This is a genomic window from Virgibacillus kekensis (assembly GCF_042654125.1).
GTDB lineage: Bacteria > Bacillota > Bacilli > Bacillales > Amphibacillaceae > Lentibacillus > Lentibacillus kekensis.
Window position 1 is genome coordinate 188,765 of sequence record NZ_JBHSFU010000004.1, and the last position, 21,775, is coordinate 210,539.

Below are 21,775 nucleotides of genomic sequence, written 5' to 3' on the forward strand. Positions count from 1 at the left end.
CTTTATTTTTCACCTATAATAGCATTGAATTATGAATCGGTTTTTGATTCCACAATTGCCGTAGCAACTAAACTGATTGCTACAGCAAACAGGCATGCAATTCCCCACGCGCCTAGACTTAAACCAACAATAACCACTTTTCCGGCAATCGAGGACACGACAAACAAAATCAGCCCAATTCCAAAGATAATAAATCCTGGCATATAAATTGTATAACTGTTCGGAGATGATACCTTACTCAATATTATGTTCAATATCATGAGTACTACTACTATCGCAAATACAGCAATCAATGTGTTACCAAACATATTATCACCCTTCCCTTTTCCCTGTTAATTTCAGTCTATCCATGAAAAATTATAAAGTCAAATAAGTTATTATATTTTTCAGAAAAAGTCTACTTCATAATTCCAAACAAGTCGTCCAGCTTCTCTCCCATATATGTATGACTATCCTCCACTCCCAGATTGTAAAACACGGGCGCGATTGACTCCATAATAAACTCCAGCATCAGCATTGCCGCCAAGTCGCCGATTTCCTCGTTACGTTCATCCAAAAAATATGCTTTTATCTCCTTAACAAGATCATCCTTTTTTTCTTTTGGCAGGTCAAATTTTGATTTCACTGTACTAGCCCCCTTTCCTTTACGTTCTATTATGGCAAAGTATAACATATTCTGTATAATGCCTATTTTACAGTCGTTCTTTTAGGTTGTACTTCCCCAAATTCACTACGTCGCATTTTGTATCAACTAACAGGATTAAGGTGCAACAAAGCTTATGAAAGGAAAATTCTTCTAACAAAAAAGGATTTCTGAAAAAAATGTCGAATAAAGTACATATAACAAGGAGGAATCTCATGCAAACATTTGAGAACTATACATACGAGCGTCCGAATATGGACGCTGAAAAAAGCACATTCCAGTCATTACTTGGGAAATTTACGCAATCGAAGTCAGCCGCTGAGCAAAACGAGGCAATCAACAAAATCAACGAACTCAGGAATCGACTTTCAACAATGGCAAACCTGGTTTATATCCGCGCATCCATTGATACAAATGATGACTTCTACCAGAAAGAACGCGATTATTTTGACGAAATCCAGCCGGAAATCCAGGAGATGAGTACGGCATTCTATAAGGAACTTATTAAATCTCCGTTCCGAAATGAACTGGAGGAGAAATGGGGCGAACAGCTCTTCCAGATTGCCGATTATGAAATAAAGGCATTTTCACCTGAAGTTATGCCACTTCTACAAAAAGAAAATAAATTATCGTCACAGTATTCCAAACTGGTGGCCTCTGCAGAAGTTGAGTTTCAGGGAAAAACTTACACGCTTGCCCAGTTGGCACCCTTCACCCAAAATAAGGACCGCTCTATTCGCAAACAGGCAGTAGAAACGAGTGCAGGTTTTTTTGCTGAGAATGCTGATAAATTTGATGACATTTATGATCAGCTTGTTAAAACTCGGCACGAGATTGCAACCAAACTTGGATATAAAAACTTTGTGGAGCTCGGGTATGTACGGATGCTGCGGATTGATTATAACGCTGAAATGGTGGATGTTTTCCGTAAGCAGGTTCGTGAAAAGATTGTACCGCTCGTGTCCAAATTGTATGAAAAGCAGGCAGACCGTATAGGAGTGGACTCGCTTAAGATTCATGACGAAAACTTTAAGTTCCCTACCGGAAATGCTCAGCCAAAGGGCTCCCCGGAATGGATTATCGAAAACGGGAAAAAAATGTATGAAGAACTTTCTCCGGAAACAAAGGAGTTTTTCCAGTTTATGCTTGATCGTAACCTGATGGATTTGGAGGCCCAAAAAGGAAAAGAAGCAGGTGGTTACTGCACATTTATTGAGGATTATCAGTCACCGTTCATTTTTTCCAATTTCAACGGCACATCAGGTGATATAGATGTACTTACCCACGAAGCAGGACACGCGTTTCAGTTCTACAGCAGCCGTAACATCGGCATTCCGGAATATCTCATGCCGACATACGAATCGGCAGAAATTCATTCGATGAGCATGGAGTTTTTCACTTGGCCATGGATGGAGTTGTTCTTTAAGGAGGACACGGAAAAATATAAGTATTCCCACCTTGCCGACGGACTTCAGTTCTTACCATATGGTGTAGCGGTCGATGAATTCCAGCATAAGGTCTATGAAAATCCTGACTGGACACCGGATCAGCGTAAAGCGGCATGGAAGGAATTAGAGGAAATCTACCTGCCACACCGGGATTATGATGGCATCCCTTACCTGGAGTCAGGGAGCTTCTGGCAACGTCAGGGGCATATATATGAAGTGCCATTCTACTATATCGATTATACCCTTGCTCAAATTTGTGCATTCCAGTTCTGGAAGCGCTCAAGGGATAACAGAGAAGACGCCTGGAATGATTATCTGAACCTTTGTAAACTTGGCGGTTCCAAATCATTTCTAGGTCTGGTGGAAGCAGCCAACCTTCGTTCACCGTTTCAGAAAGGCAGTGTTGAATCCGTAATAGGTACAATTGAGGAATGGTTAGATTCTGTAGACGATAAACAGTTGTAAGTGAGATGGAGTAAATATAGCAGCCATCAGGTTCTTTTCGTAAACTTTGTTGTTTATTAACTCTCGCAGTTGATAGAAACTGCGACATAACAGCCGTACCTACCGCTACGTCAGAATACTTCGCTTTCCGGGGGCACGGCCTCAGCCTCCTCGCGGAAAGAACGCCGCTGCGGGGTCTTCGGACTCGTGCTGTTCCCCCAGGAGTCTACGCATTCTGCCTGCGCTAATAGGTGTTTGGCGTTGATATAAGTATAAATCAACTTCAACCCAGCGAGGGAAATACATGGAGACTCCAGCGGGAAAAGCAACAGCTGAAAATCCCGCAGGAAGTGGTTTTCTTCCGAGGAAGTTGAAGCGTTGCCCGCGGAAAGCGTAATGTATTTCCGGAGCGAAGCTACGAGTTACGTCGCAGTTTATAGTTATTTTGTCAAAAACAAACGTTATTTTGAAAAATAATGGACACGATGTTCATCAAAAAAAAACAGCTTCTGCGCCATGAACGCGGAAGCTGTTTTTACGTTATGCAGAAATAGACTCGTTCGGTATTTTTTGTCCCCATACCTTGGTTAACGCATAAACCATTATTACCAGAACAACCAATCCAACAGCAATCGACAGGACTACTGATCCGGTAAATCCTGCAATCAGGAATGAAATAATTCCACTGATTCCTGCAGTAATTGCATACGGAATCTGTGTATTAACGTGGTCAATATGGTCACTTGATGCACCTGCAGATGATAGGATAGTCGTATCCGAAATAGGTGAACAGTGGTCGCCGAAAATACCTCCACTCAATACTGCAGCAATCGCCAGATACATTGAAATATCCATTGTCTCAGCAATCGGCATTGCAATTGGAATCATAATCGCAAACGTTCCATAAGAGGTTCCTGTTGTAAAAGCAACAATCGCTCCAACAAAGAACAGCAGTACCGGTATGATAGCCGGAGACGTTGTTTGTTCAGCAAAGTTCACAATATATGCAGCAGTACCAAGTTCAGTCGTTACGCTTCCGATTGACCATGCAAGCGTAAGAATGACATAAACAATCATCATACTGCGGAACCCACTAACGTACAGTGACATGGATTCTTTGAATGTAAATATTTTTTGCTGGATTCCCATTGCCAGCGCCACAATCCCTGCCACGAATGCAGAAATTAAGATTGAGGTCGCACCATCCGCTTCCCCAACAGCTGTTATTAGGTCATTTTCCGGAAATCCGCCAGTCCACAGGAATAGCGGTGGAATAAGTCCAAGCAGTACAACAATTGGCACAATCATGTTACGCTTCTTCGGAACAAGACCTTCTGCCAGTTCGACTTCACTCATGCTGTCATCGGATGGTGGCTCTGCACCTTCGCGGATAACGTTACCGGTAGTCCGTGCCCGGTACTCGGCTTTTGCCATTGGACCGAAATCCCACTTCATGAATACAATCAGAGCTACCATAATTAGAGCAAGTATGGAGTAGAAGTTAAAAGGGATGGTGAGGATGTATGTCATGTACTCAGAACCATCCATGCCAAGCTCAGTAAATTGAGCACCAATCAGCCCCATCACGAAAACAACCCATGTGGAAACAGGTGCAAGCAGACACATCGGAGCTGACGTGGAATCCACGATGTAAGCAAGCTTTTCGCGTGATACCTTCATTTTGTCAGTTACAGACCGCATTACACTTCCAACGGTCAAGGCATTGAAATAATCTTCAAAGAAAATAATGATACCGAATAGAAAGGTTGACCCTTGAGCCCCTCTTGGCGTCTTAACCTTTTTTGAAATCGCATGCGCAATTGCATGCGCCCCTCCTGTACGCTGCAGGAATACGATTAGTACACCAAAAAGACCACAGTAGATCAGGACAGTTGCGCTCCATTCATCTCCAACGCTCGGAATGATGAACTCACTGAAACTGGCGTATAGCCCCATTAGCGGATTCCAATCGTGCTTCATAGTCGCTCCGAGCCATACACCGGCAAACAGCGCAGGAATCACGTTTCTGGTAACCAGCGCCAGTACAATTGCTATGATCGGAGGCAAGAGGGAAAGCATCCCAAATTCCATATGATAAACTCCTTTCACTTATTAAATCGTTAAATAGATATAGACAATTAATAATAACAACATATTGTATCTCATGCAATAACCTTTTCTCTTTTGTCCAGACGACATCACGAAAAAACGAATCCAATTAGACATCGGATTCGTTTCAAATCTATTAATAGTTAACCTATTTCGGGATAAAAGAGAACTTTACCAAAAGATTCGTCCCGGTTAATAATTTTTTCGAACGTCTCAGGACCCTGTCGCAGTTGAAGGCGATGGGAGATGATCGGTTTCACATTGATTTGTCCCGTGCTCATATAATGAACCGTTGTATCCCATTCCTTTCCTGGAAATGGAGCGGAGATCGCATTCCAGGAACCTAAAACAGTAAGTTCATTTCGAACGATTTTTTCAAAATAAAAACGTTCTATATTGATGTCTGCATATGGAATACCCATGAACACCACTTCGCCACCTTTTTTGGCAAGCGCGAATACTTGAGCGGAGGTTATCGGGGAACCAGCAGATTCAATAGCAACATCCACTCCACGGCCACCTGTTATCTCCATAATTTGATCATAGGCAGACTTTTCTTTTGGATTGATTAGCTCATCCGCACCAATTTCACTTGCAATTTGAAGCTTTTCGTCATCAATATCAATTGCATATACTTTTTTAGCGCCAAAGATTTTTGCCCATTGAACTGCCAAAAGTCCTATATTTCCGCAGCCCATAACAGCTACTTCAGCGCCCGGTTGCATACTAGTCCGATAAAACCCGTGAGCCACCACCGCGGATGGCTCCACCATTGCAGCGGTGTCAAAATCAACTGAATCTGGAATCGGTACAATGTTTTCAGCCGGAAGCTTAACAAACTCAGCATATGCACCCGGATGTCTTGCTCCGATTACCGTAAGCTGTTCACACTGTGAAAGTTCACCCTTACGGCAACTTTCACACTCCCCGCAGTACAATGTAGGACAACCTGCAACTCTATCTCCAGGTTTTACATTTGTCACCTCAGGGCCAACCTCAGCAATTTCTCCAGAAAACTCGTGTCCGAACGTCATACCTTCCACGTACGGACCAAGTTTGTTATATCGGGAGATGTCTGAACCACAAATCCCGACAGCTTTAACTTTTACGATAACGTCATCAGCTTTTTCGATGGAAGGTTTCTCTGTGTCTTCAAACCGTATATCCTGTTTCCCATACAGATTCAATGTTCGCATGTATTTCCCGCCTTCCCAATATTATTACAGTTCACATTGGGGTTACAGTAGTTAACTGGCAGACTCATTCTGTGCTTTTCTTTTTCTGCTGCTGAAGATTTTAATGAAAGCAGCCGCCACTACAATACTGTTCAGAATAACCTGATTTTCAAAATAAAAGTCCCCAACTGCTCCTATATATGGTCCCAGTGCAAAATCCAGAAATGCTTCTACCATTTTAACTCACCCTAACCTTTAAGATTTCACTAATATATTTCGGTAGATTTACCGCCAGCAATAATCGCTATTGCTCCGCTTGTACCAATCCGGTTGGCGCCAGCCTCAACGATATTGACCGCGTCTTCATACGTCCTGATACCACCCGCTGCTTTCACACCGAAATCCGGTCCGACAGTGCGCCGCAGAAGTTTGACATCTTCCACTGTTGCCCCGCCGCCATTAAATCCTGTGGCTGTTTTAACATAGTCAGCGCCCGCTTCCACGATCAGTTCTGCTGCTTTGACTTTCTCATCTTCCGTCAGTAGTGCTGTTTCAATAATTACTTTAGTAGTCAGTCCATTTGAAGCCTTCACTACCTCCGCAATATCGTTTTTAACGACCGCATATTCACCTGACTTTAATGCGCCAAGATTAATCAGCATATCAATTTCTTTTGCCCCATTGCGGATTGCTTCTTTCGTTTCCTCCACTTTAACGTGTGTGGTAGCCCCGCCAAGCGAGAAACCAATCGGAACGCCTACTTTCACTCCATGGTCTTCCAGCAAACTTACCGCAAGTGGAACATAGTATGGGTTAACGAAAACTGTTTTGAATCCATGTTCAATAGTTTCATTACAAAAATTTCTTATATCTTCCTTGGTTGCTGTCGTTTTCAAAAGTGTGTAATCTATCATATTAATGATGGATTGCTTTTCCATTTTTCCAGCTCCATTCAGAGAAATTCTATTACTCAACAGGGGTCAAGAGTACCTTTATTGCGTCACCGCTTTTGATGGCGTCATATGCTTTATCCCACTCGGTAATGTTAAATTCGTGAGTTACAAGTGCTTTCGCGTTCACACATCCATCCGCCATTAAAGCAAGTGAAGGTTCCCAGTCAGCAGGTTTCTGGCTTCTGCTCCCTACGACACGGATCTCTTTCTGGATAATTTTCTCAAGATCAAATTGAACTTCCGGTTGTGCAAAAAGACCAACCTGTCCGTATTGTCCCTTTTTACGAAGAAGATCAAGTCCCTGCTTGGCAGCCGGTACCGCACCAGAACATTCAAATACGACGTCGGCGCCATAGCCATCAGTCAAATCGTTTACAATCTTCTTGATATCTTCCTTTTGGGTATCAACCGCATAGTCAATTCCCAGTTCCTTCGCCTTATCCAAACGAACTTTATCATTCGTTAAACCGGTAATTAGAACGGTAGCACCACGACTTTTAGCTACCTGAGCAGTAAAGAGTCCAATTGGTCCTGGTCCAATTACAACGACAATGTCACCTTCGTTAATTTCCGTTTTGGAAACCGCATGATGGGTACATGCCAGTGGTTCCGTCATAGAAGCTGACTTATAGTCAACATTTTCAGGCAGGAAGTGGAGGCTCTCCTGACGGGCGATCAGATATTTTGTGAATCCGCCATCCTGCTGGGTACCTAATCCTTTACGGTGATTACAAAGATTATAGTCACCTGATTGACAATACTCACATTCACCGCAAATATAGAAAGTGGTTTCTGATGTTACGCGGTCACCAGGTTTAAAGTCAGTTACACCTTCCCCGACTTCTACCACTTCACCGGAAAACTCATGACCAAGTGTCACAGGCACGCCAACTTTATAATGACCTTCGTACGTATGGATATCCGAGCCGCAAATTCCGGCATATTTAACTTCTATTTTCACCTGACCCTTGCCAGGTGTTGGTTCTGTCTTATCTTGAATTTCCAAATTCCCAAAACCATGTTCTGTTTTCACTAATGCTTTCATCTGGAATCCTCCTGTCTAACGTGATGGACCAACAACTTCGATTAATTAAACAAAGCAAAGACTTTATAGATTATCCAGTTAACCAGGTTACCACCCTGGTCAATACTTGAAATCATTGCAGAGCCTTCAGGCATTTTGAAGTCAGTCTTAATTGCCATTTCAGTGAAGATTGGAGCGACATCGGTTGCCATATATAGGGAAAGTGATATCATTATTGCCCCTACAATTACGGAATGAACAATGTTACCTCTGGCAGCACCCACGATGAATGCCACGACAAATGGAATTGTTGCAAGGTCGCCGAATGGCAATAGTGAGTTACCTGGTAAAATAACCGCCAGTAAAACTGTGATTGGCACCAAAATCAGTGCTGTGGAAATTACGGAAGGATGACCAAGCAGTACTGCCGCGTCCAGTCCGATATAGATTTCCTTGTCGCCAAAACGCTTATTGAGCCACTCACGAGCTGACTCGGATACGGGCATTAATCCTTCCATCAGGATTTTTACCATACGCGGCATCAGTACCATAACAGCCGCCATGGCCATTCCGATTTCAATAATATCTCCCGCATTGTATCCTGCCAGGAAACCAATTGCTGCCCCAAGGAACAGACCAATAAAAATCGATTCCCCGAAAATACCAAAGCGTTTTTGAATCGTATCAGGATCCGCAGTAAGTTTGTTAATCCCAGGAATTTTCTGGAGTAATTTAACAAGGAAAATACCTGGTGCATATGAAATAGTACTTCCTGTTGCAACTGAAACCCCTGGCATTTCATAAAAATCACTTACCATTGGAGCGGTCCAGTCAGCAACTTTGAGACAAACAATCTGGAAAATAACTGCAGCAATAAGCCCTTGCACAATACTTCCGGAAATTGCGTATACCAGTGCAGCCATAAATGTATAGTGCCAATAATTCCAAATATCAACGTTCATGGTTTTAGTAGTTTTGGTGAAAAGCATAACCACGTTAACTATTAAGCCAAGTGGAATAATAAATGCTGCAACTACTGAAGCCCAGGCTATTGACGATGTCGCAGGCCAGCCTACATCAATAACATTTAAACTTACACCTAAACGTTCAACCATTCCCTGAGCGGCAGGGCCGAGGTTGGCGACAAGAAGGTCAATGACAAGAAAGATACCCACAAATGCGACTCCGATTGTTAAACCGGAACGGAAGGCCTTTCCTGGTTTTTGTCCGAAGAATAAACCTAATAAGAAGATTGCAACTGGCAGAATTACTGTTGCGCCTAAATCCAAGAAACTTTGGATAACATTTACAAACGCTTCCATTTTCGTACCCCCTATTTCAATATGACCCCGGTTTCCCAATTACCGGAAACCGGGATAGAATGATTACTTTTTAAGTTCGTCTAAAATTTGTTGTTTTGTATTTTCAGTTCCAATACCTGTCAGGAATGATTGAGCATTAATTACAGGAAATGGATACTCTTTTTTAGTCATTGCTGTGGTAACGAGTAAATCAGCTGTATCCACGTATGAACCTACTTCAGCAATTTTGATTTGAACCAGATTCACATCAAGTTTATGTTCTTTTGCCATTTCTTCGATTGCACCATTTACTACTGTGGAAGTTGCGATTCCTGCTCCACATGCTACTAGTACTTGTTTCTTCGCCATTCTTACTCACCTCCTTCAAGGGAAAAATCCAGCTTATCAGCCAGTAAATTTTTAATAGTTTCTTTGCTGGTTTCGGTTGCCAAAGTTTGTAGCGTCGATTCGTCCTGAAAAATCTGCATCAGTCGTTGGAGTAAAGACAATTGTGAATGTGCTTCATCCATTGCAAGCATAAATACTATTTTTACTGGTGTAGTAGATTCTGCATCACCCATAATGCAGAAGTCCACTGGATTTTTAAGTACAGCTACACTGATGTTTTTTTGTACTACGTGCTCCACATCGGTATGTGGGATAGCCACCGAAAAGCCCTTTGTTGGCAGACCTGTAGCAAATTCTTTTTCCCTGGCAATTATGGCCGGTTTAAAGCTTTCTTTCACCAGCCCCTTATCTATAAGATTGTCAGCCATTAGTGACAAGACTTCCTCGTTTGTTGTCGCCTCTTGATTCAATAGGATAATAGATTCATCAAAAAACAAATCACTCATTTCCTGTGCACCTCATTTTCAAAAAATAGTTTCATATTTATTCCTGCGAATATTTTTTAATGATGGAGAATACTTCTTCTCCATTTTCCGCATGAATAATAGCATTTCGATCGTCTTCATTACCTGCAAGCTTCAGAAGCTGCATCAATGCGCGTAAATGCTGTTGCTTATCAACTGCAGCAATCACGATTACCAGGTTAATGGAATAATCGGCGGTGAACTCCACGCCTTCTTCCAAGCGAAGCAGGCTCATCGCTACTTTATTAACGCCATCGTCAGGGGAGGCGTGCGGGATTGCTATGTTAGGACCGATTACAATATACGGGTCTTTGTCATAAGTTACAATTGCCTCGACATATTGAGGTTCGATATGTCCACTTTCGAGCAACGGCCCGGCACTTAACCGAATTGCCTCTTCCCATGACGCTGCAGATTTCGCCAGTGTTATACGGCTAGGAGTTATCAGCTCATCGAGATTTAACACCAATCGGTCATTTGCTGACGCGATTTCCGTCTCGTTATCACTCTTGAGATAGGCATGTAATTCTTTTGACAAATTATGCTCATCTTCAATCACTGCATGCTTTTTAATAATGTCCATGACCTCCGCAATGCTTATCTCAGATGGAGCATACCCATGCAACTCCAACATTACTTGTTTTCGCAACCTGAATTTTTCCTCGCGTTCCAGGAATGTACTTGTAATAAATAGCTTCTTATCTGTTTGAATAAAAACAGGTGAGAAAACGATGTCATAATCGAAATCATAGGACTGAAATTCTCTTACTGATAAAGAATCCAAAAATACAAATTCCGGGAAAAGTTCTCTTAGTTCGCTGTACATCAGCCTGGATACCGATACTCCCCGCGGACAAACAACAATTGCCTTGACCTTCTCCTGTATGCTGTCACCTTGTCTGGTCAACCATCCACCAATAAGCATTGTAATGTATGTTGTTTCTGTTTCCGGTATCTGACTACCAATTAACGTTTCCAACGGACCGGTCGATTTCCTAACGAGGTGATGCAATTCTTTGAATTCATCGCTTACTGTGTTAGGGCTTTCATTCACCTCTGTAAGTTGGTACTTGATACGGTAGTAAGCCGGCTTAATGTGAAGCAGCAATTTATTCAGTAATTGATCCCGGTCCTGAAGATAAATGCAAGCAGTCTTTTCAAACTGACGGAGCATATTGTCAATTGCCTGAATCAAATTCGGGATTGCTTCCTGTGTCAGAAATTCTGACCAGTACACATTGGTGGTCAAAAGATGTAAGGTGATGAATAGCCGTTCTTCCATCGGAACTGTTTCGAAATCATATAGCAGCTCTTCAGTTGCCAGGTATTCCTTTGTATCGGATAACTCTTCATAATGGATATAAAATGGCTTTATAGTATTACCTTGTTTAATTCTCCGCAATGTAAGCGTCAGGATGAACGGCATCGTTTCGATCTTTTCATCGGTAAACTTCAGATTAAGCTTGTTTTCCACTTTCTCAATTCGCCTAATTAATTCGTCTACATCATCTTTTTCGATTGTTGCCAGCCTGTTCAATCTTTCTTCACCATTCGGCATTTCCAGAACTCTGTAAATAACTTTGATTAGAAGCTTGCGGATCTCAAATTCTTTTCCTTCAATCAGATAACCATCACGTCGGGAGTACCGAACATTCAAACCGTACTCTTCAACACACGCCTGGACACGCTTTAGATCATGTAATACTGTATTCTTGCTGACATCCAATTCACTTGTGAAGTGGATTAGGGACAGCTCTTTATTACTTAAAATCATTAATATAATTAAATAAATCCGTTGCTCTTCTGAAAGAATACTCATTTCAAAATCTGTTTTTTCAGGAGTGCTTATCAGCTTAGTGATTACTGATTGATCGACAACGAAATGTCCCTGTTTTGTGCGTATGATTTCCGGAAGATTATTCGAGCTGAGCCAATTATTGATTTTATCGAAGCTGTATCCCAATTGTCTTCGGGACAAGCTATATTTTGTTTCTAAGTCCTTCCCCTTAATACCCGGGATGCTTATAATGTCTTCCAACAACTTATTGCTTCGATCATCAAGTTGCATAATAGCTCTCCCTTCTGATTTCATTCTAGCACCCATTTTTGCATGAATGTATACGTTTTCAGCACAGTTTGTCGAATTGGTTATGTACATCATTGTGCTTTATCTGTACAAATCCCTTCATGTTGCACATCTGAAAACGTATATTATTAAACGAGCCACTTCAACAAAAATGTTGAAGTGGCTCTTGCATGTCCAATTTATTTTTTGTTGGCCATGCTTGATTCGGCGATTTTGATCATTCGTTTGACCATTTCGCCACCCACTTTTCCGTTTTCGCGTGCTGTGGTATCCGCGCCTGGCTGAATACCAAACTCATTTGCAATTTCCGTTTTCATATTGTCGATTGCATTTTCCGCACCTGGCACCAACAAATCATTATTGTTGTTATCTGCCATCGCTAATCACTCCTCGTGGGATGTGAACAGATTTAAATATCTGCTCATAATTATTTTTTGTTGAGCAGGGTATTTTACACATGTAAAAAACAGGAAGCCCATATATTGAGCTTCCTGTTTTCAGCGAGTGAATATAAGAAATTTTTTACTTACTGGGCTGCCATTCCGCCATCGATACGATATTGGGCTCCACTGATAAAACTACTGTCATCAGAAGCGAGGAACAGTACCAGGTTTGATATATCTTCGGACTCTGCGTACCGGCCCATTGGAATTCCCTGTTCTTGTTCCTCTTTAGCCTGTGCAGAGTCTTCCGGATTAAAACCTTTCTCAAGTGAACGCATCATCCGTGTGTCAACCGGGGATGGGTGAATGGAATTAACCCGCACGTTGGAGTCTGCTACTTCCAATGCGGCTGTTTTTGTTAATCCAATTACCGCATGTTTGGAAGTTACATATGGTGCAAGCCCAGGGAATCCCATTAGCCCGGCAACCGATGAAGTGTTAATGATACTTCCGCTCTTCTGCTCGGTCATAACCGGAATCACATGCTTCAAACCAAGGAAAATACCTTTAGCATTTACTGACATCACTTTCTGGAAATCATCCAGTTCTTGTTCAGCGATTGGAGCAACTGTACCTTCAATACCAGCATTGTTAAAGAATACGTCGATACTACCGAACTCATCTTTAGTCATCTTAACATAGTTCTTTACGTCAGCCTCGTTGGTAACATCGGCTTCTACTGTTAATACGTTTCCATGCTGCTCAAGTTCGGATTTAACCTCATCAAGAGCATCCTGCTTCATGTCAACCAGGGATACGTTGGCACCTTCTTTCAGAAAAATTTCAGCTGTTTTTTTACCGATACCACCTGCGCCACCAGTAATAATAGCTGTCTTTCCTTCTAATCGTGCCACTATGGATCCGCTCCTTTTAAAAGAATTTGACTAGGACATTTTTCCTGTCCCACAATCACTCTTTCCCTTCACATCGATAATAAAACCTATTTTTTCAGAAAATAACGACCGAGTGAAAGACTATTTCCTCATAATGTCCAAAATGTGCAAAAAACCTCCTAGCTATGCTAAAATGCTATTTATATCAGACAGACAAGGAGATACACATGGATTACAAAATTTTATTTCTCGACATTGATGGGACCATCTTAAAACCTGATCATACGTATACAGAATCAACTAAACACGCAATAACTGCCGCTAAAGAGCAAGGCCTTGAGGTGTTTCTCGCGACTGGCCGCCCGCTCCATGAGATTGATTATCTGGCAGATGAACTGGATATTCATTCATTTATCGGCTACAACGGCGCATTTGCGATTCATCAGGATGAAACAATCGTAAACGAGCCAATGAAACAGGAAACTGTGGCTCAATTCCTTGAGATAGCGAAGCAACATGATCATGAGATTGTTATCTATTCAAGAGATACAAATTATTACACATCCCTGAACAGACCGCTTGTTCAGAACTTCATCAATACGTTTAAACTGCAAAAAAATGAACAATTTCAGGGAGCTCTCGAACACGATTACCTAGGTGCCACAGTGATGAATCTCTCTCCACAGCAAACAGCATTATACGAAATTGAAGCAAACATCCATCTTTCCCAGGTAAATGTCAATGGAGTCGAGCACTGCTATGACATTATTCGAAAAAATGTTAACAAAGGCTTTGCTGTTGAAAAAATACTTAAGCTCCTTAACATCAAACCTTCTGAGGCAATTGCATTTGGGGACGGTATGAATGATAAGGAAATGCTGCAGACTGTTGGAGAAGGTATTGCAATGGGAAATTCAAACCCTGATTTATTTGATTATGCTAAAAATAAGACAACCACTGTTTCCGAAGACGGTATTTATAATGGTCTTAAAAAGTTAGGGTTAGACATTTAAAAAACAGGCAGAATGGGCTGTACGCCTATATTCTGCCTGTTACTGTGTCTTTAATATACCACTCGGCCAACCTGACCATCTTCCAGTCGCACTTTAATGCCGTGCGGATGATAATCCGACTTAGTCAGTATATCTTTCACCACGCCCGGGGTACGGGCTCCACTCCGCTGGTCTTTTTTCAAAATAACTTCGACCTCAAGTCCCGGCTGAATATTTTTGCGATATCTGCCATCAACTTCCATTCAAACCCTCCTTACGAACCGCAGACAATTATTCTTGGACGTATACTTTTACATCCTTCAATTTCTTCCTGGCTTGCCTGCCCCAGCTTTTCACGGCACTTTCCGAAACACCTTCAAGTTCAGCTATTTCTTTCACCGATTTATCTTCAAGTATATAGTAATTTACCCATTTTTGCTGATTCGTTGTCAACCCCTCGCGCACCAATTCAAAAAGGGGCGAATGAATCAGCATCATATCTGTTCTGCCAACAACCGGCAAACCAATACCATTACGGCGGTTCCGATTGCCGGCACCGCACTGGGTCTCAAATTCAGATTGGAATGCTTTGGTGTATTTTTGGTCAACCGTTTTTCTCCGCAGTAAATCAATCAAACGATTTCGTATCGAATAATTAAAATAAGTCGTCATGCTCCCTTTGTCCGGAAGGTATGATAAATAAGCGTTCCACAACGCTTCAAGCCCCTCCTGATAAAACTCCTGATGTGGATCATTTATATGTAATTTGTGAATCTGAAAATATATACGGTTTTCATTCTCCTCCAGAATTGTTTCAAACGATTTTCCGATTGCTGTATTCATCAACAGCCTCTTTCCAAAAAGCCGGCATTTTATATTAGTACTATAGTCTATAACTATTATCGTTTGTGGAGGTCAGTTTGGTGGCATCAGAACTCAAAAAATTATTTATTCGAGTCAATTTCATAATCCAAAAACTAAAGTGGTAAATCCACACATTTTAAATCTGCTAGGCCTGTTGATTTCCACTGCAGGCGGACGCTTTCCGTCTCAATCAACAATGGCAACGCACAGAATTCACAAACATTATTACAATAGACCACTAGATCGTTCGGATAAACTATGAATATAAGCATTTATGAAATTAACTCATTCTTGAAAGCATTAACTAGCCCTACAACCTGTTTGGTCTGCTCAAAAAGCAGTTCGCCGGCTTGCTCCATACTTTCCTCTAAAGCGATCGGTTTATTTACAATGGAAAAATATCCAGTAAACCGCTTGGCCAACGTGTCTCTTCCCTCGCCGAGGCTACCGGAAATCAATAAAGCGGGTACTCCATGTTTCTGTGCCAAGGATCCAACATATCCAGGTGCTTTACCATAGAGCGTCTGCTCATCACTTTGTCCCTCACCGGTCAACACTAGATCCGCATCCCGAATCGTCCCCTCCAGACCCATTTTTTCAGCAATGAGCTTAGCGCCTGAAGTAAGTTTAGCCCCGATCACGAGTAATGCAAAACCGAGTCCTCCTGCAGCACCTGCTCCCGGTACATCCTTTAGCTCACAGCCTGTTGCTGATTGAATTAGTTCTGCATACCTGTTCATTGCCAGGTCATACACCAATAACTGATCATTTGTCGCACCTTTTTGTGGACCATATACATAGGTTGCTCCTTTTTTGCCGCATAACGGGTTATCAACATCGCAGGCAACCATAATTTTTGCGTTTTTCAACCGGGAATCCAATCCATTCAGACTGATTCGACTGACATGAAGTAAGTCTTTTCCGAACATGCCAACTTCCTGACCGTTTTTATCCCAAGCCTTCATCCCGAGTGCCTGCAGCATCCCAAGACCTCCATCATTAACTGCACTTCCCCCGAGTCCGATTACAAAAGAAGTACATCCCCTCTCCAGCCCATTTCGGATGGCTTCACCAATTCCGTATGAAGTTGTTATGTCCGGGTTTCGTCTGTTCATTGGGACCTGTGGGAGACCAGCGATGCTAGCACATTCCACAACAGCGGTCGTAGAATCGAGTAATCCGTATGCCGTGTTCATTTCATCGCCCAATGGTCCGATGCAGCGGAGAGAAACCCTCTTGCCAGTAGTGGCTGTCAGTAATGAGTCAAGGGTTCCTTCCCCGCCATCAGCCATTGGTTTCACTTCAACTTTAAAATTTTCGTCTACAAGTTTCACAGCCTGCAGCATTTTTCCTGCCGCCTCAGTTGCGGTAAGACTTCCCTTAAAAGAATCCGGTGCGATTACGATTTTCATAATGGTCCCTTCTTTTCTAGAAATTAGAACAGGTACCGGACAGCCAATACGATCCAGTACCTGTTTCTTAATCCAATAACAACTTGTTTGAATCCCATAGGCTGCTCATATATTCCTCTGACTCCCCAGTGTTAGCGTTAATTGTAAATTCTTTTGTCAGCAAATCGCTTTCAACTTTTACTCTCCACAACGGCAGATACACGAGTGACAAATCACGCAAATCATACTCCGGCTTTTTCAGTACATAGGAACGATTAATCTGATTGATCTGTACGTCTTCCACATAACGCTTAACTGCATCCTGCTCATTTATCTTAGGTGAAATAAGTGGTTGTGGATCCACTTCCTGGATTACTGTTCCGGGGATGCTGGAGATTAACCCCCTGTACCCTGATACTGCATCAACAAAAATCATGTTTGGTATCTTTTTAGGCGGAAATGGTGGTCGCCTGGCAATCAAAAGGATTTTAGCGAGCCATATGGGATGGTAAAATAACGCTTTGCTGACAGTATGCTCATTCAGGTATTCTTCCGTGATTGACTTATTTATCCGGGTTCGCCATTTTAAAGCTTTATACATGTGCGGATAAATATCCCGCTCGGTTATCTTTTCTTTTTTTCCGATTACCCCAATCTTCTCCAAAGCCGCTTTCAGCACATTAATCCATCCTTCAACTTTTACTGTTTCTCCAAGTGTGTGTGATACTTCTCCACTTGTGCCTGTACTTCTGCAGATGGTGGCTGTGTCATAAGGCTGACAACTATCATCAGAATCAGCGATACAGGCGCTGCGATGATAGGCTCTGCAACCAACGCAAATGGCTTGGTAATGACCAATGCGAGAAATACAATCGATCCGCCGATCATACCCGCGAGAGCACCAGCTTTATTTGCACGACTCCACCAAATCCCAAGCACCACCGGGAAGCCAAACGCTGACAGCAGGCCGCCACCAACCCAGCCTACCATTATCGCGATAAGTTGTGGCGGGTCGAGCGCTATTACTATACCTACAAGACTCGCGACGACCATGACAATAAAGCCAAGGCGTGTAACCGTCTTTTCGGAAGCATCCTTATTGATGAATCCTTTATAAATGTCACGCGCCACACCTGCCGAGATTGCAAGGAGCATCGCATCTGCAGAAGACATAATTGCCGCCAGAAGACCAGCAAGCATAATCCCTGCAAGAATTGATGGCATATAATGCTGGATCGCTGACACAAAAATCATATCCTGGTTCTCCAGTGTATCGGCAATTCCCAGGCTTGCCCCACCTGAAGCCACCACAAAGCCGAATACAAAGATGGACAAATATAAAAGACACGCCCACATCGCAGATCGGCGAGCGGTGCGAGCATCGCGGGCAGCGAAATTACGCATAACTGCTGACGGGGATACAATTCCGAACCATAGAAATGCCAGGAACAGACCAAAATAGGATAATAGAGGTTGTGTGACATCCCCGAATGTCGGGCTGGCAGCAAGCGCATCCTGAATCAGTGAGCCAAGACCATTATGCTCTACTAAAATAAGAATAGATAAGACCAGCATCCCAACAAGCATAACCGCTCCCTGAATAAGGTCGGTGTATGTTATCGCCCACATACCGCCCAGTGCCGCATAAAGGGTGAACCCTATTCCAAGAATTATTACCGCACTTTCATAGGAAATCCCAAGCACATAGGAACCAATCAGACCAGATGCTGTCAGCTGTGGTACCATGTAAAACGTCATCCCAACAACCACGATTCCAGCAGCCAGAACCTGTACCGATTTACCGAATCGCTGCTTGAAAAACTCCGGCATCGTACTTACTCCAGAACGGCGGATTTGACCGGCAATCAGGAAAAGGGTAAACGGCATAATTGCCACTGCACCAAATCCATACGCAAATAAAAACGGGATCCCCAGTGCAACTCCCGAACCAACCGCACCCATCAGGGAACTCGAACTGGCAACTGCGGCGAATAACGCAAATGCACCAACGAATGAATTGATACTTCTCCCTGCAGTCCAGTAGTCCTCTTCAGAGGATAAGGCACGTTTTGAAAAATAAATACCAATAAATGTCATGCCAATTAGATAAATTCCAAGTATAACTGCTTCCATTATCTGCATATCGTCAACCCCACTCCCTCACAACTGATAATTATTTGCCTTTTTCTTTTCTCTCCATCCACACTACATAAATGACAGCCAAAGCAAACCAGATAAAATAAGAGAAAAACATAAGCCAGCCTACCAGTGAGATGCCGTAAATATGCACATCAGCAGGCCACCAGATAAACACAATGGCCGAAATAATGATAAGAATGGCAGCAATAATCAGACCGGGATCTTTAAGTCTCGAATTTGTTTTCAATCGTTAATCTCCTTTCTGTTGCTTTATTTTTTCGTAGATAGCTTTGGTAGCTACCAAGTCAAAAATAGACATACCTACCGATTTGAATACAAGTGTCTTCTCGGCAATATTTTCAGGAGTATGCTGCTTGCTGATGATTTCTTCCAGCGACATGGCGTCATTTTCATTTGCCCCAAACTTGCCTGCCCGTATCATGTCACCGGATTCATTGAAGGCACTGTAGCCATCAACATAAAACGCATCAACTTGTTTAAATAAGGAATCAGGCAATTCCTGCATGTTGGGTTTAAACGATCCTACTGCAATAACCTGCTTCCCTTTCCAGACGGATGGATCCACATCAGGCAAAACCGGACGAGGTGATGTGGTAGTCGTGATAATGATATCGGAGTATTGAACCAGATCCTCTACCTTACTTTCCTTAACTGTCAGCTCAGGGAATTCCTTTTCGGCTCTGGCAATAAAATCAGCCATCTTTTTCTGACTGCGGTTATACACATATACAGTTTTAATCGGTCGAACTGCACATGCAGACTGGAGGTGACTCCATCCCTGTGTACCGGTACCGATTATTCCAATAGATGATGCGTCAGGACTTGAAATATACTTCATTCCAAGTCCACCCAGCGCACCGGTTCGGAGTGCAGTTATCGGCATAGCATCACAAACCATAATCGGCTCCATCGTTTTCCGGTCGTGCAGCAGCATGGTGCCATGGATGGTTGGTTTGCCGGCTTCCGTATTGTGTGGTGCAACCCCTACCAGTTTGACGGAATAATAATCGCCGTAAAACGCTGGCATTAACAGGGCAGTGTTATCGTCATCGTCCACATGCATTCGATCAGGGCTTGTTTCGTCGTTAGCTTCCTCGTTAAGGTAGTAATTTTCTATTGCCCTAATCACCTCCTCCATCGTTATTAATTTGTTGATGTCCTGTGCTGATAAAATATCCATATAAGTTTTCCCCTCCCTTTATTAACCACTCAAATTTGTTATAAATTTTAACATAAGATTCTAATTTGACAAAAAATTTGCTCTTCCATGAACGAAAAGTAACCGAGCAAATGAATGCCCGGTTACTTTTTTACTATGGCTCGCATGGATTTTACTGAATAATCGCTCCAACAGTAGTGAGTAGGATAGCTAAGCGATGCATAGGCTAAAAAACGTTCTACACCCGGTCTCCTTCACTCACGCATTTGCTGACCCTTCACTGCCTGGTTCAATCATCGTCTGATAAATATCATCCATTGACCAAGTCTTTCCTTTTTCATCTTTATATACCACATGTTCCTGTTTGAACTGGGTAGGGGAATCGAGACCAGCAGCTGCAGCAATCCTGAACAACCCTTTCCGCATCGTGATGACATAGTTTGCTGTCCGGTGTTTTTTCTCACTGATAACAAGTGCCTTCTGCAGTTTCGGATCAGTTGTCGCCACACCAACAGGGCAGATATTGGATGCACACTGCAATGTCTGGATGCATCCGACGGTAATCATAAAACCACGTGCGATATTAACGAGGTCCGCTCCCATTGCAAGTGCGATTGCCACTCGGTCAGGCGAACTGAGTTTACCCGATGCAAAGATTTTAACGGTGTTCCGTAGGCCGTATTTTTTTAATGCATTATCTACCAGAGGAAGCGCCGATCGTATCGGCAGACCGACACTGTCAGTCAGTTCCTGATATGATGCCCCGGTACCTCCTTCGCCACCATCTACGGTAATAAAGTCAGGACCTTTTCCGGTATCTCGGATGCTTTTTGCCAGTTCGTCCGCTTCAGTATGACTGCCTATAACCACTTTCATTCCCACAGGTTTTCCAGAATGTTCACGGACGCGTTCAATAAAACCAAACAATGATGGATAGTCGCTGAATTCCGGAAACCTGTTCGGGCTGTCAATTGATTTAAACGGCTCCACCATCCTGATCCTGGCGATTTCTTCCGTAACTTTTTCAGCATCCACGTGTCCCCCACGCGTTTTTGCACCCTGGGCCAATTTCACTTCAAATGCTTTCACCTGGGGAATCTCACTTTTTTCCTTAAGTGCACCCCAATTAAATTTCCCTTCTTTGTCCCTGACTCCGAACATACCAGGGCCAATCTGCATGATGATATCTCCGCCACCTTTGAGATGATATTCTGACAGACCACCCTCTCCAGTGTTCATCCATGTTCCCTTGGCAATTGCGAGGCCTTCCGACAGTGCAGTAATCGCTCGTTCGCCAAGAGAACCATAACTCATCGCCGACATGCCAATTTGTCCACGGACTTTGAATGGTTCCCTGCAGTTTTCCCCAATCACAATCGTATCCTTTTCATCGAGCAGATACGCAGACGACTCTTCATCCTCCAGCTTCTCAACCCGCTGTGTAAACATTGGTTCCTTGATCAGGAGATATCGCTTTGTCTTTACCATCGTTTCCCGGTCCATTTTCATCTCTTCAGCAAGTTTCGGAAACATGGAATTCCTTACATAATAGCCCTCTTCCTCAAAATCACGCTGCGAACCAAATCCTATTACATCACGCTTATATTTTGATTTCCGGACAATATGCTGAAACTCGTTCCGTGAGAAAGGCTTCCCCTCGTTATCATTGTTGAAAAAATACTGCCGAAGTTCTGGACCGATATTTTCAAAGAAATACCTTGCCCTGCCAATAACCGGGTAATTACGCAGAACCGGATGCTGCTTTTGTGTACGATCGACAAAATAAAAATAAATTAAGCCTACAATCAGGCAAAGTATTATTAGAATGACAGTGATAAACCCGATTACTATCATTATATCCGCTATGTTCATGCTGCA

Annotated in this window: 23 protein-coding genes; 2 read left to right on the plus strand and 21 right to left on the minus strand. The window is 42.8% G+C overall.

What is annotated here, in order from left to right; translation table 11 throughout:
• Window positions 1-29: 29 nt before the first annotated feature.
• Window positions 30-308, minus strand: coding sequence for a hypothetical protein (locus ACFO3D_RS05320; protein ID WP_390293607.1), 279 nt, complete (start codon window positions 306-308; stop codon window positions 30-32).
• Between the two features lie 89 nt (window positions 309-397).
• A complete protein-coding gene (locus tag ACFO3D_RS05325; RefSeq protein WP_390293608.1) occupies window positions 398-625 on the minus strand; it encodes a DUF2164 domain-containing protein in 228 nt (75 codons plus the stop codon).
• A 233-nt stretch (window positions 626-858) separates the two neighbouring features.
• Here ACFO3D_RS05325 and ACFO3D_RS05330 point away from each other — a divergent pair, with 233 nt between their 5' ends.
• Window positions 859-2,556: a M3 family oligoendopeptidase gene (locus tag ACFO3D_RS05330; RefSeq protein WP_390293609.1), complete on the plus strand. Its 1,698-nt coding sequence runs from the start codon at window positions 859-861 to the stop codon at window positions 2,554-2,556.
• Window positions 2,557-3,075: 519 nt separating this feature from the next.
• Here ACFO3D_RS05330 and ACFO3D_RS05335 read toward each other — a convergent pair.
• The 11 genes from ACFO3D_RS05335 to ACFO3D_RS05385 all read right to left on the minus strand — a co-directional run bounded on the left by ACFO3D_RS05335 (window position 3,076) and on the right by ACFO3D_RS05385 (window position 13,352).
• A complete protein-coding gene (locus ACFO3D_RS05335; RefSeq protein ID WP_390293610.1) occupies window positions 3,076-4,626 on the minus strand; it encodes a Na+/H+ antiporter NhaC family protein in 1,551 nt (516 codons plus the stop codon).
• A 161-nt stretch (window positions 4,627-4,787) separates the two neighbouring features.
• Window positions 4,788-5,840 carry a galactitol-1-phosphate 5-dehydrogenase gene (locus tag ACFO3D_RS05340; RefSeq protein ID WP_390293611.1) on the minus strand — a complete coding sequence of 351 codons (1,053 nt, stop codon included), beginning with the start codon at window positions 5,838-5,840 and terminating at the stop codon, window positions 4,788-4,790.
• 51 nt (window positions 5,841-5,891) lie between these two features.
• Complete coding sequence (locus ACFO3D_RS05345; protein ID WP_390293612.1) at window positions 5,892-6,056, minus strand: hypothetical protein; 165 nt, start codon at window positions 6,054-6,056, stop codon at window positions 5,892-5,894.
• Window positions 6,057-6,085: 29 nt separating this feature from the next.
• Entirely contained in the window at window positions 6,086-6,757 is a 672-nt protein-coding gene (deoC, locus tag ACFO3D_RS05350) for a deoxyribose-phosphate aldolase (RefSeq protein ID WP_390293613.1), read from the minus strand.
• 28 nt (window positions 6,758-6,785) lie between these two features.
• Window positions 6,786-7,817 carry a zinc-binding dehydrogenase gene (locus tag ACFO3D_RS05355; RefSeq protein WP_390293614.1) on the minus strand — a complete coding sequence of 344 codons (1,032 nt, stop codon included), beginning with the start codon at window positions 7,815-7,817 and terminating at the stop codon, window positions 6,786-6,788.
• 41 nt (window positions 7,818-7,858) lie between these two features.
• Window positions 7,859-9,118: a galactitol-specific PTS transporter subunit IIC gene (locus ACFO3D_RS05360; protein WP_390293615.1), complete on the minus strand. Its 1,260-nt coding sequence runs from the start codon at window positions 9,116-9,118 to the stop codon at window positions 7,859-7,861.
• A 63-nt stretch (window positions 9,119-9,181) separates the two neighbouring features.
• Window positions 9,182-9,466 (minus strand): PTS sugar transporter subunit IIB, encoded by a 285-nt coding sequence (locus ACFO3D_RS05365; RefSeq protein WP_390293616.1) that lies wholly within the window; start codon window positions 9,464-9,466, stop codon window positions 9,182-9,184.
• A 2-nt stretch (window positions 9,467-9,468) separates the two neighbouring features.
• Window positions 9,469-9,951 carry a PTS sugar transporter subunit IIA gene (locus tag ACFO3D_RS05370; protein ID WP_390293618.1) on the minus strand — a complete coding sequence of 161 codons (483 nt, stop codon included), beginning with the start codon at window positions 9,949-9,951 and terminating at the stop codon, window positions 9,469-9,471.
• Window positions 9,952-9,988: 37 nt separating this feature from the next.
• Window positions 9,989-12,037, minus strand: coding sequence for a BglG family transcription antiterminator (locus ACFO3D_RS05375; protein ID WP_390293619.1), 2,049 nt, complete (start codon window positions 12,035-12,037; stop codon window positions 9,989-9,991).
• A gap of 197 nt (window positions 12,038-12,234) precedes the next feature.
• Complete coding sequence (locus ACFO3D_RS05380) at window positions 12,235-12,432, minus strand: small, acid-soluble spore protein, alpha/beta type (protein WP_390293620.1); 198 nt, start codon at window positions 12,430-12,432, stop codon at window positions 12,235-12,237.
• Window positions 12,433-12,581: 149 nt separating this feature from the next.
• On the minus strand, window positions 12,582-13,352 hold the full coding sequence (locus ACFO3D_RS05385; RefSeq protein WP_390293621.1) for an SDR family NAD(P)-dependent oxidoreductase: 771 nt from the start codon (window positions 13,350-13,352) through the stop codon (window positions 12,582-12,584).
• 206 nt (window positions 13,353-13,558) lie between these two features.
• On the opposite strand from ACFO3D_RS05385, the gene ACFO3D_RS05390 reads away from it, so the two are divergent.
• Entirely contained in the window at window positions 13,559-14,344 is a 786-nt protein-coding gene (locus ACFO3D_RS05390; protein WP_390293622.1) for an HAD family hydrolase, read from the plus strand.
• Between the two features lie 50 nt (window positions 14,345-14,394).
• On the opposite strand, the gene ACFO3D_RS05395 is transcribed toward ACFO3D_RS05390, so the two are convergent.
• The 8 genes from ACFO3D_RS05395 to ACFO3D_RS05430 form a co-directional block, all read right to left on the minus strand.
• On the minus strand, window positions 14,395-14,586 hold the full coding sequence (locus tag ACFO3D_RS05395) for a YwbE family protein (RefSeq protein ID WP_390293623.1): 192 nt from the start codon (window positions 14,584-14,586) through the stop codon (window positions 14,395-14,397).
• Between the two features lie 28 nt (window positions 14,587-14,614).
• Window positions 14,615-15,166, minus strand: coding sequence for a sigma-70 family RNA polymerase sigma factor (locus tag ACFO3D_RS05400; protein WP_390293624.1), 552 nt, complete (start codon window positions 15,164-15,166; stop codon window positions 14,615-14,617).
• Window positions 15,167-15,459: 293 nt separating this feature from the next.
• Entirely contained in the window at window positions 15,460-16,599 is a 1,140-nt protein-coding gene (locus ACFO3D_RS05405; RefSeq protein WP_390293625.1) for a glycerate kinase, read from the minus strand.
• A gap of 67 nt (window positions 16,600-16,666) precedes the next feature.
• Entirely contained in the window at window positions 16,667-17,257 is a 591-nt protein-coding gene (locus tag ACFO3D_RS05410) for a hypothetical protein (RefSeq protein ID WP_390293626.1), read from the minus strand.
• Between the two features lie 20 nt (window positions 17,258-17,277).
• Complete coding sequence (locus ACFO3D_RS05415; protein WP_390293628.1) at window positions 17,278-18,720, minus strand: sodium:solute symporter family protein; 1,443 nt, start codon at window positions 18,718-18,720, stop codon at window positions 17,278-17,280.
• Between the two features lie 31 nt (window positions 18,721-18,751).
• Entirely contained in the window at window positions 18,752-18,964 is a 213-nt protein-coding gene (locus tag ACFO3D_RS05420; RefSeq protein WP_390293629.1) for a hypothetical protein, read from the minus strand.
• A gap of 3 nt (window positions 18,965-18,967) precedes the next feature.
• Window positions 18,968-19,918 carry an ornithine cyclodeaminase family protein gene (locus ACFO3D_RS05425; RefSeq protein WP_390293630.1) on the minus strand — a complete coding sequence of 317 codons (951 nt, stop codon included), beginning with the start codon at window positions 19,916-19,918 and terminating at the stop codon, window positions 18,968-18,970.
• Window positions 19,919-20,155: 237 nt separating this feature from the next.
• Window positions 20,156-21,769: an FMN-binding glutamate synthase family protein gene (locus ACFO3D_RS05430; RefSeq protein WP_390293631.1), complete on the minus strand. Its 1,614-nt coding sequence runs from the start codon at window positions 21,767-21,769 to the stop codon at window positions 20,156-20,158.
• Window positions 21,770-21,775: the final 6 nt, after the last annotated feature.

Bases quoted from the DNA above. Each gene is read 5' to 3' on its own strand.
- ACFO3D_RS05320 (WP_390293607.1), bottom strand. From the start codon at position 308: ATGTTTGGTAACACATTGATTGCTGTATTTGCGATAGTAGTAGTACTC.
- ACFO3D_RS05330 (WP_390293609.1), top strand. From the start codon at position 859: ATGCAAACATTTGAGAACTATACATACGAGCGTCCGAATATGGACGCT.
- ACFO3D_RS05335 (WP_390293610.1), bottom strand. From the start codon at position 4,626: ATGGAATTTGGGATGCTTTCCCTCTTGCCTCCGATCATAGCAATTGTA.
- ACFO3D_RS05340 (WP_390293611.1), bottom strand. From the start codon at position 5,840: ATGCGAACATTGAATCTGTATGGGAAACAGGATATACGGTTTGAAGAC.
- ACFO3D_RS05345 (WP_390293612.1), bottom strand. From the start codon at position 6,056: ATGGTAGAAGCATTTCTGGATTTTGCACTGGGACCATATATAGGAGCA.
- deoC (WP_390293613.1), bottom strand. From the start codon at position 6,757: ATGGAAAAGCAATCCATCATTAATATGATAGATTACACACTTTTGAAA.
- ACFO3D_RS05355 (WP_390293614.1), bottom strand. From the start codon at position 7,817: ATGAAAGCATTAGTGAAAACAGAACATGGTTTTGGGAATTTGGAAATT.
- ACFO3D_RS05360 (WP_390293615.1), bottom strand. From the start codon at position 9,118: ATGGAAGCGTTTGTAAATGTTATCCAAAGTTTCTTGGATTTAGGCGCA.
- ACFO3D_RS05365 (WP_390293616.1), bottom strand. From the start codon at position 9,466: ATGGCGAAGAAACAAGTACTAGTAGCATGTGGAGCAGGAATCGCAACT.
- ACFO3D_RS05370 (WP_390293618.1), bottom strand. From the start codon at position 9,951: ATGAGTGATTTGTTTTTTGATGAATCTATTATCCTATTGAATCAAGAG.
- ACFO3D_RS05375 (WP_390293619.1), bottom strand. From the start codon at position 12,037: ATGCAACTTGATGATCGAAGCAATAAGTTGTTGGAAGACATTATAAGC.
- ACFO3D_RS05380 (WP_390293620.1), bottom strand. From the start codon at position 12,432: ATGGCAGATAACAACAATAATGATTTGTTGGTGCCAGGTGCGGAAAAT.
- ACFO3D_RS05390 (WP_390293622.1), top strand. From the start codon at position 13,559: ATGGATTACAAAATTTTATTTCTCGACATTGATGGGACCATCTTAAAA.
- ACFO3D_RS05395 (WP_390293623.1), bottom strand. From the start codon at position 14,586: ATGGAAGTTGATGGCAGATATCGCAAAAATATTCAGCCGGGACTTGAG.
- ACFO3D_RS05400 (WP_390293624.1), bottom strand. From the start codon at position 15,166: ATGAATACAGCAATCGGAAAATCGTTTGAAACAATTCTGGAGGAGAAT.
- ACFO3D_RS05405 (WP_390293625.1), bottom strand. From the start codon at position 16,599: ATGAAAATCGTAATCGCACCGGATTCTTTTAAGGGAAGTCTTACCGCA.
- ACFO3D_RS05415 (WP_390293628.1), bottom strand. From the start codon at position 18,720: ATGCAGATAATGGAAGCAGTTATACTTGGAATTTATCTAATTGGCATG.
- ACFO3D_RS05425 (WP_390293630.1), bottom strand. From the start codon at position 19,918: ATGGATATTTTATCAGCACAGGACATCAACAAATTAATAACGATGGAG.
- ACFO3D_RS05430 (WP_390293631.1), bottom strand. From the start codon at position 21,769: ATGAACATAGCGGATATAATGATAGTAATCGGGTTTATCACTGTCATT.